The organism is Xanthobacter pseudotagetidis (genome assembly GCF_043194795.2).
Taxonomy (GTDB): Bacteria; Pseudomonadota; Alphaproteobacteria; order Rhizobiales; family Xanthobacteraceae; genus Xanthobacter; species Xanthobacter tagetidis_A.
The window spans coordinates 3,178,224-3,191,227 of the sequence record NZ_CM195534.1; the positions used below are offsets into that span (position 1 = coordinate 3,178,224).

At 69.5% G+C, this 13,004-nt stretch carries 14 protein-coding genes; 6 read left to right on the forward strand and 8 right to left on the reverse strand.

All coding sequences use genetic code 11. From position 1 onward, the window contains the following. Window positions 1–30 precede the first annotated feature (30 nt). The 3 genes from V5F67_RS14610 to V5F67_RS14620 are packed head-to-tail and all read right to left on the reverse strand — an operon-like array spanning window position 31 to window position 2,896. Entirely contained in the window at window positions 31–1,020 is a 990-nt protein-coding gene (locus V5F67_RS14610) for a threonine ammonia-lyase (RefSeq protein ID WP_394017075.1), read from the reverse strand. After that, complete coding sequence (locus V5F67_RS14615; RefSeq protein ID WP_394017074.1) at window positions 1,017–2,087, reverse strand: glycosyltransferase family 4 protein; 1,071 nt, start codon at window positions 2,085–2,087, stop codon at window positions 1,017–1,019. The genes V5F67_RS14610 and V5F67_RS14615 overlap by 4 nt, the downstream gene beginning before the upstream one ends. Then, window positions 2,087–2,896, reverse strand: a complete 810-nt coding sequence (locus tag V5F67_RS14620; RefSeq protein ID WP_394017073.1) for a UDP-2,3-diacylglucosamine diphosphatase — start codon at window positions 2,894–2,896, stop codon at window positions 2,087–2,089. Before V5F67_RS14620 ends, V5F67_RS14615 begins: the two co-directional genes overlap by 1 nt. A 495-nt stretch (window positions 2,897–3,391) precedes the next feature. Between V5F67_RS14620 and V5F67_RS14625 the strand changes: the two genes are divergently transcribed. Then, a complete protein-coding gene (locus V5F67_RS14625) occupies window positions 3,392–4,240 on the forward strand; it encodes a fumarylacetoacetate hydrolase family protein (RefSeq protein WP_394017072.1) in 849 nt (282 codons plus the stop codon). Here V5F67_RS14625 and V5F67_RS14630 read toward each other — a convergent pair. From V5F67_RS14630 to V5F67_RS14650, 5 genes are all read right to left on the reverse strand, one after another. Continuing rightward, on the reverse strand, window positions 4,230–5,462 hold the full coding sequence (locus V5F67_RS14630) for a type II toxin-antitoxin system HipA family toxin (RefSeq protein WP_394017071.1): 1,233 nt from the start codon (window positions 5,460–5,462) through the stop codon (window positions 4,230–4,232). The genes V5F67_RS14625 and V5F67_RS14630 overlap by 11 nt on opposite strands. 52 nt (window positions 5,463–5,514) lie before the next feature. Further along, window positions 5,515–5,805: a helix-turn-helix transcriptional regulator gene (locus V5F67_RS14635; RefSeq protein WP_394017070.1), complete on the reverse strand. Its 291-nt coding sequence runs from the start codon at window positions 5,803–5,805 to the stop codon at window positions 5,515–5,517. A gap of 169 nt (window positions 5,806–5,974) precedes the next feature. Then, a complete protein-coding gene (locus V5F67_RS14640; protein WP_394017069.1) occupies window positions 5,975–7,093 on the reverse strand; it encodes a carboxylate-amine ligase in 1,119 nt (372 codons plus the stop codon). Window positions 7,094–7,444: 351 nt separating this feature from the next. Next, a complete protein-coding gene (locus tag V5F67_RS14645) occupies window positions 7,445–8,200 on the reverse strand; it encodes a 16S rRNA (uracil(1498)-N(3))-methyltransferase (protein WP_394017068.1) in 756 nt (251 codons plus the stop codon). Window positions 8,201–8,466: 266 nt separating this feature from the next. Then, window positions 8,467–8,910 carry a c-type cytochrome gene (locus tag V5F67_RS14650; RefSeq protein WP_394017067.1) on the reverse strand — a complete coding sequence of 148 codons (444 nt, stop codon included), beginning with the start codon at window positions 8,908–8,910 and terminating at the stop codon, window positions 8,467–8,469. Window positions 8,911–9,105: 195 nt separating this feature from the next. Here V5F67_RS14650 and V5F67_RS14655 point away from each other — a divergent pair, with 195 nt between their 5' ends. The 5 genes from V5F67_RS14655 to V5F67_RS14675 are packed head-to-tail and all read left to right on the forward strand — an operon-like array spanning window position 9,106 to window position 13,002. Then, window positions 9,106–9,717, forward strand: a complete 612-nt coding sequence (locus tag V5F67_RS14655; protein WP_394017802.1) for an amino acid kinase family protein — start codon at window positions 9,106–9,108, stop codon at window positions 9,715–9,717. Next, entirely contained in the window at window positions 9,717–10,268 is a 552-nt protein-coding gene (locus V5F67_RS14660) for a flavoprotein (RefSeq protein WP_394017066.1), read from the forward strand. The genes V5F67_RS14655 and V5F67_RS14660 overlap by 1 nt, the downstream gene beginning before the upstream one ends. Before the next feature lie 3 nt (window positions 10,269–10,271). After that, window positions 10,272–11,708, forward strand: a complete 1,437-nt coding sequence (locus V5F67_RS14665) for a DUF6513 domain-containing protein (RefSeq protein ID WP_394017065.1) — start codon at window positions 10,272–10,274, stop codon at window positions 11,706–11,708. Next, complete coding sequence (locus V5F67_RS14670; protein ID WP_394017064.1) at window positions 11,705–12,271, forward strand: DUF447 domain-containing protein; 567 nt, start codon at window positions 11,705–11,707, stop codon at window positions 12,269–12,271. The genes V5F67_RS14665 and V5F67_RS14670 overlap by 4 nt, the downstream gene beginning before the upstream one ends. Continuing rightward, the gene (locus tag V5F67_RS14675) at window positions 12,268–13,002 is read left to right on the forward strand and encodes a (5-formylfuran-3-yl)methyl phosphate synthase (protein ID WP_394017063.1); all 735 of its coding nucleotides are present in this window, start codon (window positions 12,268–12,270) and stop codon (window positions 13,000–13,002) included. Before V5F67_RS14670 ends, V5F67_RS14675 begins: the two co-directional genes overlap by 4 nt. Window positions 13,003–13,004: the final 2 nt, after the last annotated feature.

The following is a 13,004-nucleotide window of genomic DNA, read 5'->3' on the forward strand; positions in this document are numbered from 1 at the left end:
GGCGGAAGAGCGCGCCGCACGGCATCGCCATCAGCCTTCGAGGCAGGCGATGAAGATCTCGCGGTCCACGTTGCCACCGGAGAGCACCACGGCCACGGTGTCGCCGGGCGCGCCGAGGCGGCCTTCCAGCAAGGCCGCGAGCGCCACCGCGCCGCCCGGCTCCACCACCAGCTTCAGCTCCTGGAAGGCGAAAGCCACGGCGCGCGCCACCTCGGCATCGGTGGCGGTGGCGGCATGTCCCACCATCGGCCGCGTGATCTCGAAGGTGATGCGCCCGGGCGTCGGCGCCAGCAGCGCGTCGCAGAACGAGCCGGCGGCGGCGCGGTTGCGCTCGCGGGTGCCGGAGGCGAAGGAGCGGGCATGATCGTCGAAGCCCGCGGGTTCGCAGGCCACCACGCGGGCGCCAGGCGCGCGCACCTTCACCGCCAGCGCGATGCCGGCGATCAGGCCGCCGCCGGAGGTGTTGGCCGCCACCACGTCGGGCACGAGGCCCAGCGCGCCAAGGTCGTCCATGATCTCCAGCCCCACCGTGCCCTGCCCGGCGATGACGCCGGGATCGTCATAGGGCGGCACCAGCGTCGCGCCGCGTTCCGCCGCGATGGCGGCGGCGATGGCGTCGCGGTCCTCGGTGACGCGGTCATAGCCCACCACCTGCGCGCCCAGCGCCAGGGTGCGCGCGCGCTTCAGGGCCGGCGCGTCGTGCGGCATGACGATCACCGCCGGCATGCCGAGCAGCCGCGCGGCCGCCGCGACGCCCTGGGCGTGGTTGCCGGAGGAGCAGGCCACCACGCCGGCCGGACGATCCGCCTCGGGGATCTGGACCATGCGGTTGTAGGCGCCGCGGAACTTGAAGGAGCCGGTGCGCTGGAGCGTCTCTGGCTTCAGGAACACGCGCCGGCCTGTCGCCTCGTCGAGGACCGGGGCGGCCAGAAGCGGCGTGCGCACCGCGACGCCCTTCAGGCGGAGGGCGGCGGCGTCGACGTCGGCGGCGGTGGGAAGGGCGAAAATCGGGGCGTTCATGCCCCGGAAACTAGCCGAGCGCGGCGGCGGAGGCGATAGCGCCGGGCAATCGGGCCGATATCGTGCGCGATCAGCACGTTGTCCAGGAACTGGCGGGCGCTCTCGCGCCAGGTGTGGCGCAGCGCGAAGCGGCGCGCGGCCTCCTTCGACAGCTCCAGCGCCTTCAGGCAGGCCGTGCGCAGGTCCTCGTCCAGAACGCCCACCGGCTCGGTCATGTCCGCCAGCACATCCTTGGGACCGGTGACGGGATAGGCGGCCACCGGCAGCCCGCTCGCCAGCGCTTCCAGGAGCACGATGCCGAACGTGTCGGTGCGCGAGGGGAAGCAGAACACGTCGCAGGCGGCATAGACCTGCGCCAGCTCTTCGCCCTCCTTCGGGCCGAGGAAATGGGCGTCCGGATAGCGCTGCCTCAGGCTGGCGAGCGCCGGGCCGCCGCCCACCACCACCTTGGAGCCTGGCAGATCGAGGCTGAGGAACGCCTCGATGTTCTTCTCCACCGCCACCCGGCCGACGAAAAGGAAACGCGGTCCGGGCACGCCGGGAAGGTCGGCCTCGGGGCGGGGCCGGAACAGCTCGGCGTCGACGCCCCGCGTCCAGCGCATCAGGCGCTTGAAGCCGCGCGCCTCCAGGTCCCGCTCCAGGGTCGCCGTGGAGACCATGACGCCGCCGCCCGCATTGTGGAACGAGCGCAGCCAGGCGTAGGTCAGGCGCTCCGGCACCGGGGCGCGGGCGGAGAGATATTCGGGGAACTTGGTGTGGTAGGAGGTGGTGAAGGTGCGCCGCGAGGCGATGCAGGCGCGCCTCACCAGGATGCCGATCGGCCCCTCCGTGGCGATGTGGACGAAGTCCGGCTGCACCTTCTCGATGCGGCGCATGATCATGCGCGGCGTGGCCAGCGCGAGCCGAATCTCGTTGTAGGACGGCAGCGGCACGGTCCTGAACCCCTGCGGGGTCAGGAATTCCATCTCGGCACCGAGGTTTGCGGCCTCGGCGGCGGTGTGCTCCAGCGAGCGCACCACGCCGTTGATCTGCGGATGCCACGCATCGGTGGCGACGAGGACGCGCATCAGGCGGCGGCGCGAGCCCCCTCGACCAGATCGGCCTCCTCCTGCGGCGCCGCCTCGACGCGACGGGTCCAGCGGATGATCTCCATGTGGCCGTCGTCATGCTCGGCGATGGCGGTGCAGCTCTCCACCCAGTCGCCGCAATTGACGTAGCGCACACCGAACTGGTCATGGATCGCGGCATGATGGATGTGGCCGCAGATCACCCCGTCCACGTCGTGGCGCTTCGCCTCGTCGGCCACCGCCTCCTCGAACTTGCCGATATAGTTCACGGCGTTCTTCACCTTGAGCTTGGCCCATTGGCTGAGCGACCAGTAGGTCAGCCCGAGCCGGCGACGCACGAGGTTCACGTAGGTGTTCACCCCGAGCGCGGCAGTGTAGGCCCAGTCGCCCAGGAAGGCGAGCCACTTGGCGTGGCGGACCACCACGTCGAACACATCGCCGTGGATAACGAGATACCTCTTCCCGTCCGCGGCCTCGTGGATGATGGTCTCCACCACGTCGATGCCGCCGAAATGGGTGCCGTAATAGTCGCGCAGGAACTCGTCGTGGTTGCCGGGCAGGTAGACCATGCGCGTGCCCTTGCGGCCCTTGCGCAGCAGCTTCTGCACCACGTCGTTGTGCTTCTGCGGCCAGTACCAGGACTGGCGCAGCCGCCAGCCGTCGACGATGTCGCCCACCAGATAGAGCACGTCCGACTCGTGATACTTCAGGAAGTCGAGCAGGAGCTCGGCCTGGCACCCCTTGGTGCCGAGATGGACATCCGAGATGAAGAGGGCGCGGTAGCGGCGCGCTTCGGAATTGTCGCTCACGCTTTGGCCTCCCCGCGACGGGCCTCACCGGATACCTGCCCATGGAGGGCAGCGGGAGGACTTAGCCGGAGTCGTGTATCTATTTTATGACGACCTTGGGGAAGAGGAAAGGCAAAATTGCCCAATCGACGTTCCTGCCCAGATATTCGGCAGTATTGGGACCTGCTGTCGAAAGGCGGCTAATATTCGGCTGACGGAGCCGCTCCGATTTCTTCGATGCGGCGGCAAAAGAGCTGGAAGGCCGCCACCGCTCGCGGCTGACGACCATCGCTTCGGCGACGCACAATCCGATAGTGCCACGAAGGACTTAACATCCTGGGGGCGCATGCCCCGTGCTGCGTCGCGGCCGTGGTCCGCCGCGGGGCGAATGCATGCCGCGCCCCATTGACCGCGGCGCGCGAACGCGCCAGCGTGGCGCGCCTTTCGGGGGCGAGACCGCGACCCATCACCCAACCGCCTCCGCACCACCAAGATCGAATCCCAAGGAGTTGACCGATGAAGCTCGTCCGCTTCGGCGCCAAAGGACAGGAGAAGCCGGGTCTAATCGATTTGAACAACCAGATCCGCGACCTTTCCGGCATCATCCAGGACCTGGCGGGCGATGCCCTGCTGCCGGACAGCCTCGCGCGCATCGCCGCCCTCGATCCCGCCACGCTGCCGCTCGCCCCCGCCGGCGCCCGCCTCGGCGCCTGCGTCGCCCGGCCGGGCAATTTCGTCGCGGTGGGCCTCAACTTCGCCGACCACGCGGCCGAAACCAACAATCCCATCCCCGAGGAGCCGGTGCTCTTCAACAAGGCACCGAACTGCATCTCCGGCCCCGATGACGACGTGATGATCCCCAAAGGCTCGCAGAAGCTCGACTGGGAGGTGGAGCTCGCCTTCGTCATCGGCAAGCGCGCACGCTACGTGGAGGAGAAGGACGCCCTCTCCCACGTCGCCGGCTACTGCATCTGCAACGATGTCTCCGAGCGCCACTTCCAGATCGAGCGCTCCGGCCAGTGGACCAAGGGCAAAGGCTGCGAGACCTTCGGTCCGCTGGGCCCGTGGCTGGTGACGCCGGACGAGCTGCCCGACACCTCGGACCTGTCCATGTGGCTGGAGGTGAACGGCGAGAAGATGCAGAACGGCTCCACCAGGACCATGATCTTCCGCGTGCCGTTCCTGGTGCACTACATCAGCCAGTTCATGGTGCTCGACCCCGGCGACGTGGTCACCACCGGCACCCCGCCCGGCGTCGGCCTCGGCATGAAGCCGCCGCGCTACCTGAAGGCGGGCGACGTCATGCGCGTCGGCATCGCCGGCCTCGGCGAGCAGCGCCAGAGCGTGGTGCCGTTCAGGATGTGAGAGCCTGCCGCCCGAGCCGCGCCAGGGGCTCGGGCAGCCCCTCGAAGGCAAAGGGGTTGAACACCACCCGACCCCAAAGCCTCCGGCGCTCCACCTGCGGCACCTCGCCCTCCCGGCAGGCGTCCTCCCAGCCCTCGCGGATGGCCTGGATCTGGGCGGCTATGACGGCGTCAGCCTCCTGCTCCGAAAGGAGGAAGCCCGGCGCCGCCGCCCGGCAGGCCGCAAGCCGGCTCAGGCGATCCCGGCCATGGATGAACATCGCCTGGGACGCCTCTCCGCCGGAACGCTCCATGGGGCAGATGTCGTAGGCCGGGGTGAGCCGCAGCGCCCGCCCGTCCCAGAATGCCGCATGATTGCGCGCGTGATCGTCGGTGTTGCCGATCAGGACGTTGAACACTAGCCGCCCGAACAGCTCCCGCAATGTGGCGCCTGGATCGTCGAAGCGGTGACGTATCTGCGTGCACAAATCCTCATAGCTCGCGTAGTGGCCCTGCATGTCTCCGAGGCCGAGCAGGGTCAGGCCAGAGACCATCATGCGGCGCGCCCAGCCACTGGCCGCACGCCAGCGATCGAACCGCTCCACCAGCAGCACGTCCCTGCCCGCCGCGCGGGCGAGGCTCACCTCGGCAACATCGAGCCCCACCCGCTTGGCCAGCCGCATGGCGACGAACTCGCCCTTGACCATGTCGAACACGTCCGAGCGCAAGGAAAACTTGGCGATCAGCTTGCGACCCCCGGCGGTGATCTGCGCCTTCGGCCGCGCGCCGCCGATCGAGCTTCCGTGCAGCAGCGCCTCGTCAAGACCCGGCGGCAGAGGCTCCCCGCGCATCACGAGCTCAGCCGCATTGGCGAGGTCGTCGAGGGACGCCGTCGCGCTTTCCCCGCGCGGGACATACTCCCGGGGGGAAGATTGAAAATCGAGCGCGCCGGTGCGATCCGACCCGGACTGGAGCAGGTAGGTCAGCTCATCCAGCAGGTCCACGTCGATGTCGGCGCCACGCTGGCTGAGCAACCGGCTGGCAATGACCCGCCGTCCCCAGGCGTCGGGCGCCGCATCGCGGATGCACCCAGCGATGGCAAGACCGGAAGGTGGCGGCTGCAGGCCCCGCTCCAGCGGCAGTTCCGGCAGATAGAGCGCGATGGCATCGGCGCGCGCGAGGTATGAGCGCCCGTACGTGAAGGCGACCGTGCCGCCCTCCTTCGTGAGAAGCCCGGCCACCACGGGCTGGATCGCGCCCGGAATCCAGATCCAGACATAAGCCTCCTCCGGCGCGCTAGAAGTCATCGCGCACCGGCGCCTGCCGCGTCCGTACCGCCTCCGGCAGCAGGGCGAGCCTGCCGTCCACCTCCTCCAGCCGGCGGTCGAGGCGGCCATGGTCGACCTGGAAGAGCGGCACGCCGAGGATGGCGGCGACCTCGAACACCGCGCCGATGGAGCATTTGGGATCGCCGCGCTCGATGCGATGCAGAAGGGCGCGCGAAATCCCGGCGCGCTCCGCCAAGTCCTGCGCCGTCAGCTTGCGCTCGATCCGCGCCAGGCGGATGAGCTTACCGAGCAGCGTCATCGCTTCCAGCGCATACCGTGAATAAGGACGCGGGCCTGCCTTCCGCATTGTGTCACTCATATAAGACGCAAACCACCTTCATGCATCATATATGAGACATTTCCAGTTCACAAACCGAAGCTTGTCCGGAGAGCCGAGGTGGGCGCGGCCTGCCGCGCCCCTCTTTCCCTCACTGCACGGTGGCGCCGGCGAGCCAGGTCTGGACGGCCTTCAGCGCCTCGCCTTTGTTTCCGGTGCGGTGCTTGGCCTCCTCGAACACCGCGAGCTGGACGTCGGCGCTGGTGCCGGCCTCGGCGATGGTGCGCGCATGCAGCAGGGCGTCGAGGCAACCGAGCTCCTCGGCGTCCTCGGCGACGAGGTTCACCAGCCCCTCCACCGCGTCGCGCACCGAGAGCGCGCGGCGCTGGGCGAGGTCCACGAACGATCCGTGGACGCCATAGCGCTGGGCCCGCCACTTGTTCTCGTCGGCGATGGCGCGGTCCACCGCGCCGGCCTCCCGGTTGTGATGGGGATTGCGCACCAGGAACCGCACCAGCGCGCGGTAGAGCGCGGCGATGGCAACCGAATCCTCCATCCGGGTGCAGCTGTCCGGCGCGCGCAGCTCCAGCGTCGGCAGCTTGCGCGAGGGACGGATGGTCCACCACAGATAGCTTGAATCCGCAATCGCCCGCGCCTCCACCAGCGCCTCCACGTAGCGCTCGTAGTCCGCATTGCTCTCGAACATGTGGGGCAGGCCGGTGCGCGGCAGTTCGTCATAGGCGGCGAGCCGGTAGCCCATGAGCCCGGTCTGGCGCGACTGCCAGAACGGCGAGGAGGTGGAGAGCGCCACGAAGTGCGGGATATAGGGCACCATGCGGCGCATCACGTCCACGCGCTGGTCGGGGTCGGGCAGCTCCACGTGCACGTGCAGGCCGCACACCATGTTGCGCTCGCCGATCATCTTGAGATCGTTCATGAGCCCGTCATAGCGGTTGGTCTGGGTCTGACGCCCGCCCTCCCACGCAGCGGTCGGGTGGGTGCCGGCCGCGATCAGGCCGAGCCCGTGCTCCGCCGCCACCTTCGCCGCGGCGCGGCGCAGGTGGCGCAGTTCATCGAGAGCGCTGCCGGCACCGGTGGCCGGATGGGTGGCGATCTCGAGCTGGGACTGGAGCAGCTCCACGCTGACCTGCTCGCCGAGCGCGCCCTTGAGCTCCTCGAACATGCCCGACGGCATGCGGCGCGCCGAGGACTTGGTCTGGACATCGACGACGAAGAACTCTTCCTCGATTCCGAATCGGTAGTGCGACATGCCCCTCCTCCTGTGCGCGGCACCGGCCCGCGGGCAGCGGGTCCGACGCGTTCCGCCAAGGCGCGGCGCCGCGGGACGGACCGGCCTCGGGCCGCGCGTCCGGTATGCCGCGGGAAGCGGTCTCGGCGGATGCACACATGGAGCGAGCAACGCCGAACTGGCCGTTAGGTTTCGCACAAACTGGCGACAATTCGGACCAAAATTTGACGCCGCCGCTAACGTTTAAATGAAGGCAACGCTTTCAATAACTTACCGCAATGCAATGCGGATGGGGACGGAGCGGCAACCGATGGCAAGAAAAAAAGCCGCTTTTTCCATCTTTTTCTTTGCAACAATTCCAGCACACGCACATTACTTTGTTTCGGCTTGAGAATCCGCATGCGCCCCACGCGCGGCCTCGACCAAGGCCAGCGCCGCAACCGCGGCCGTGTCGGCCCGCAGGATGCGCGGCCCAAGCGACAAAATCACCGCCCGCGGGGCGATCAGCGCGCGCTCGTCCGGCGCGAAGCCGCCTTCCGGACCGATCAGGACGCTCGCCGCGGCCTCCGGCTGCGCGCGCAGCGGTGCCAGCGGGTCCGCCGCCGGCGCGGCCTCGTCGCAGAACACGAGCAGGCGATCGGCGGGAAGGGCGGCGAGCCAGCGCGCCAACGGCTGCGGCTCGCGCACCTCGGGAATGGCGAGGATGCCGCACTGCTCCGCCGCCTCGATGACATTGGCACGCATGCGCTCGCCGTTGACGCGCGTGACCTGGGTGTGACGGGTGATGACAGGGCTCAGGATGCCGGCGCCCATCTCCACCGCCTTCTGCACCATGTAATCCAGGCGCGCATGCTTGAGCGGCGCGAAGGCGTATTCGAGCAAGGTGGGCGCCGGCTGACGCCGGACCTGCGCCTCCACCTCCAGAACCACGTCGCGCTTGCCGCCGGCGACCCGGCGCGCGCGCCACTCGCCATCGCGGCCATTGAACAGCAGGATGGTCTCACCCACCGCGAGGCGGATGACATGGGCCACATAGTGGGCCTGCTCAGGCGGCAGGGTGACGGAGGCGCCGGCACAAAGCTCCGGTTCGACGTATAGTCGCTGGGATCGGAAATCGTGTTCGGGCATCGGGCATCCTCGGCTCGGGCGCGAAGCTGTGCCGCGCCGCGCCCGGATGCAAGCGCGCCTGAAGGCGGACGAAGGAACGGGGCGGAGCATGGAGGGCAGCAGGGGCGCCCAAAGGCGGTGCCTCCCGGGGAGGCACCGCCCTGAAGGCACTCCTCAGTGCCCTCATTCGCCTGACCGGCGCAGCTTCATTTGCTGGCACATTACCTCCGGAACGTCATCCCCCAAATCGGGCATAGCGCGCGGGGCGGGTGTACCAATTCGACTTACTACTTCTTGTTACCCTCGAGATTGAACTGGGCGAGATAAGCGATGAGGTCGGCGCGCTCGGTCTCGCTCTTGATGCCGGCAAAGGCCATCTTGCCCTTGGGGGCGAGGGACTTCGGGTTGGTCAGGTATTCGTTGAGGGTCGCGACGTCCCATACCTTGCCGGCGGCGGCGCCGTCCTTGATGTCCTGGGAATAGGCATAACCCTCGAAGTGCGCCCACTTGGCGCCGACGATGCCGTTCAGGGGCGGGCCCACCTTGGACTTGGCGCCGGGGCCGATGGCATGGCACGCCATGCACTTCTTGAAGGAGTTCTCACCCTTCGCCAGATCCGGAGCCCCGGCGGCAGCGGCAGCAGCAGGCGCGGCGTCGGTCTTCGGCGGGTCCTGGGCGAGGGCTGAGCCCGTGACGGCGATGATGGCGACGGAGGCCAGAATGAGACGCATTTCGGTTTCCTCTCTTGGCACAGCGACCTTTGGCACAGCGGACCGTTCTGCGGCCCTTCCCATTATTATTCAATAATATGAATATTTGAACTTATGTCCAATGGGAAGGGGTGCGGCCACAAGAGATGCGCCGCAGGCATGCGCGAAGCCTTTAGCATGGTTCCAGAGTAGGCGAGGATGCGACCTGTGAGTTCAATGCGCCACTTCCCCGTGATCGTGAAGCTCGGCGGCAGCCTCCTCGATGGGCATGCGCCGCGCGCGCTGCTGCAACGGCTCGCGACCGATCCGCAGGCGATCCTGGTGCCCGGCGGCGGCGCCTTCGCCGACGCGGTGCGCGACGCTCAGCCGCAGCTTGACCTATCGGAAGCCGCCTGCCACGCCATGGCGATCCTGGCCATGGAGCAGACCGCCTTCGCGCTGGCCGACATCGAGCCGGCGCTCGTCCCCTGCCGCAGCGAGGTCGAGCTGAGGGCGCCGCGCGTGGGAGCGGCGCTGTGGTTCCCGGCCGCCATGCTTCTGGACGCGCCCGGCATCCCGCAATCCTGGGACGTGACCTCCGACAGCCTCTCGCTCTGGCTCGCGCGCCAGCTCGGCGCGCGTCGGCTGGTGCTGGTGAAGGCACCGGGCGCCGCCGTGCCCGCGCCGGACGCGGCCGCCGATCTTGAGGCGCTCGCCGCCGCGGGAATCCTCGACCGTGCCTTTCCCCACATGGCGTCCGGCTTCGCGGGCTCTATTGTCCTGGTGAACGCGGACGATTCCGCCCGGCTCGAAACGGCGCTGGCGACCGGCGCCGGGATGGACCCCTGATGACCGACACCTCCCCCGCCCCGCGCTGGGCCTGGGCCCTGTCCGGCTCCGGCCACTTCTTCACCGAGTGCATCGAGATGATCGGCGGGCTCGGCGCGGTGGACCTGTTCGTGTCCGCCGCCGCCGAGGAGGTGCTGCGCATGTACAAGCAGGCGCTGCCCGAGGGCACCGGCGTCTTCCGCGACCGCACCGCCTCGGCGGCCCCGGTGGGGCGCTTCTATGACGGCCTCTACCACACGCTGGTGGTGGCGCCCGCCTCCTCCAACACCGTGGCGAAGGCGGTGCTGGGCATCTCCGACACCCTCGTCACCAACTGCTTCGCCCAGGCCGGCAAGTGCCGCGTGCCGTCCATCGTCTTCGCCTGCGACACCGCACCGGAAATGCTCTCCATGGCTCCGGGCGGGCTGGTGAAGGTGTTTCCCCGCCGCATCGACCTGGAGAACACCGAGAAGCTCAAGGCGTTCGAAGCCACCACCGTGGCGGAGAGCCTCGCCGACCTCGCCGACGCCATCGCCCGCCGCAAGGCGGAGCTGGCGCAAGCGCCGGCCTGAACCATGGCCGAGCGCGTCGTCCTCCTCACCGGCTCGCTCGCCGAGCCCCGCATCGCCCGGATCGCCGACGCCATTTCCGATTCTGTGCTCCAGCCGGTGGTCCTGAACATCGGCGTGAAGGTGGCGGCGCTGATGACGACGCAGATCGTCGAGCGCCGGCTGGCGCTGCCGGCCGGCACCGACCGGGTGCTGATGCCGGGCCGCTTCCGCGGTGATCTCGACCGGCTGTCGGAGCGCTTCGGCGTGCCGTTCGAGCGCGGACCGGAGGAGGCCGCCGACATCCCGGCCTTCTTCGGCCGCGGCGGCAAGGCGCCGGACCTCTCGCGGCAGGATGTGACCATCTTCGCCGAGATCGTCGACGCCCCGCGCCTCGCCGTGCCCGGCATCCTCGCCCGCGCCAAGGCGCTCGCCGCCGACGGCGCGGACGTGATCGACCTCGGCGCGCTGCCGGACGAGCCGTTCCCGCATCTGGAGGAGGCCATCGCCGCGCTCAAGGCAGACGGGCTGAAGGTGAGCGTCGACAGCTTCAGCGCGGACGACCTCGCGCGCGCCAACCGGGCCGGCGCCGACTTCCTTCTCAGCCTCAGCGAGACGACGCTCGACCTGCTGAACGAGGGACCGGCGGTGCCTGTCCTGGTGCCGACAACGCCGGGCGACCTCGCCTCGCTGGTGCGCGCGGTGGAGGCCTGCGAGGCCATGGGACGACCCTTTCTCGCCGACCCCATCCTCGATCCGATCCATTTCGGCTTCACCGCCTCGCTGCTGCGCTATGCGGAACTCAGGCGCCTGAAGCCGGACATCCCGATTCTGATGGGCATCGGCAACGTCACCGAGCTGACCGACGCCGACACCACGGGCATCAATGCCGTGCTCATGGGCATCATCTCCGAGCTGCGCCTCAATGCGGTGCTGGCGGTTCAGGTGAGCCCGCACTGCCGCACGGCGGTGCGGGAATTCGACCGCGCACGGCGCGAGTTCTTCGCCGCGCGCGAGCAAGGCGCCCTGCCCCAGGGCTTCGGCGGCGGGCTGATGGCGCTGCGCGACCGCGCGCCGTTTTCCACCACGCCCGCCGAGGTCGAGCGCCTCGCCGCCGAGGTGCGCGACCGCAACTTCCGCATCGAGGTGACTGAGGACGGCATCCACGCCTACAACCGCGACGGCCACCATGTGGCACAGGACCCGTTCGCGCTCTATCCGCACCTGAAGGTGGAGCGGGACGGCGCCCATGCCTTCTATCTCGGGGTGGAAACCGCCCGCGCCGAGATCGCCTTCCGGCTCGGCAAGCGGTACGCGCAGGACGCCCCGCTCGCCTGGGGCGTCGCGGCAGAGACCGGATCGGGTGCCGAGACCGCCCATCGATTGACTTTCGACGAGGCGGGACCGACGCTTTCCTCCACAATCAAGGCGCCCGAGGGCGACGGGAAGGACGAGCCCGAGTGATCCGCGAGACCATCGTCACCACGCTCTCGCCTTTGGGCGAGCCGCACGTCGCGCCCATGGGGGCGAGCGTGGTGGAGGGCGGCTACCTGCTGCAGCCGTTCCGTCCCTCGCGCACGCTGGACAACCTGCTTGTCGCGCGCGCGGGCGTGGTGAACCTCACCGACGATGCACGCATCTTCGCCGGCTGCATCACCGGCCGGCACCGCTCCTGGCCCACCGTGCCGGCGAGCCGCATCGCCGGCGTGCGGCTGGAGGCGGCGCTGGCGCACGAGGAGTTCGAGGTGACACGGGTGGAGGAGGATACGGTGCGCCCGCGCTTCTTCTGCCGCGTGGTGCACCAGGAGAGCCACGGTACGTTCCTTGGCCTCAACCGCGCGGTGGCGGCGGTGGTCGAAGGGGCAATCCTGGTGTCGCGCCTGCACATGCTCGACCCCGAACGGGTGGACCGGGAAATGAACTATCTCTCGGTCGCCGTGGAGAAGACCGCCGGCCCCGCCGAGCGCGAGGCCTGGGACTGGCTTTGCGAGACCGTCGCGGACCATCGCGCGCGGGCGGCTTCGTGAGCCCTGCCCTGCCCTGCGCGGCGCCGGGCCTGCTCGCCAGCGTCGCGACCCTCGCAGAGATGGACACGGCCATTGCCGGCGGCGCCGACATCGTCGACCTCAAGGACCCGGCGCAGGGCGCCCTCGGCGCGTGGGAGACCGCTGCGCTTGCCGCAGCCGTCGCCCGCTGGCGCGCCCTGCCGCCGGGCGGGCCACTGCTCAGCGCGACCATAGGCGACCATCCGCCGGAGCCGGCCGCGCTTGCCACCGCGGCGGCGCGGGTGGCGGCCAGCGGCGTCCCGCTGGTGAAGATCGGCTTCGCGCTCACCCCCGCCAACGGGCCGGAGGCGCTCGCACCCTGCCTTTCCGCCCTCGCGCCCCTGGCGCGGACGCATCGGCTCATCGCCGTCCTATTCGCCGACCTCAAGCCCGATCTCGCCATGGTGCCGGCCTTCGCCAGCGCGGGCTTTGCCGGCGTGATGCTCGACACCGCCGACAAGGCCGCCGGCCCGCTGCGCGCCCATCTGGACGACCGGACGCTCGCGGCCTTCGTGGCTTCCGCGCATATGCGCGGGCTGATGAGCGGCCTCGCCGGTGCGCTCACGCTTGCCGATACGGCGCCGCTCGCCGCGCTGGGGCCGGACTATCTGGGCTTCCGGGGCGCGCTGTGTGCCGAAGGCCGCACCGGCGCCCTCGACCCGGCGCGGCTTGCCGCCCTGCGTGCCGCGCTGCAGGCGCAGGCGGCGGCCTGAGG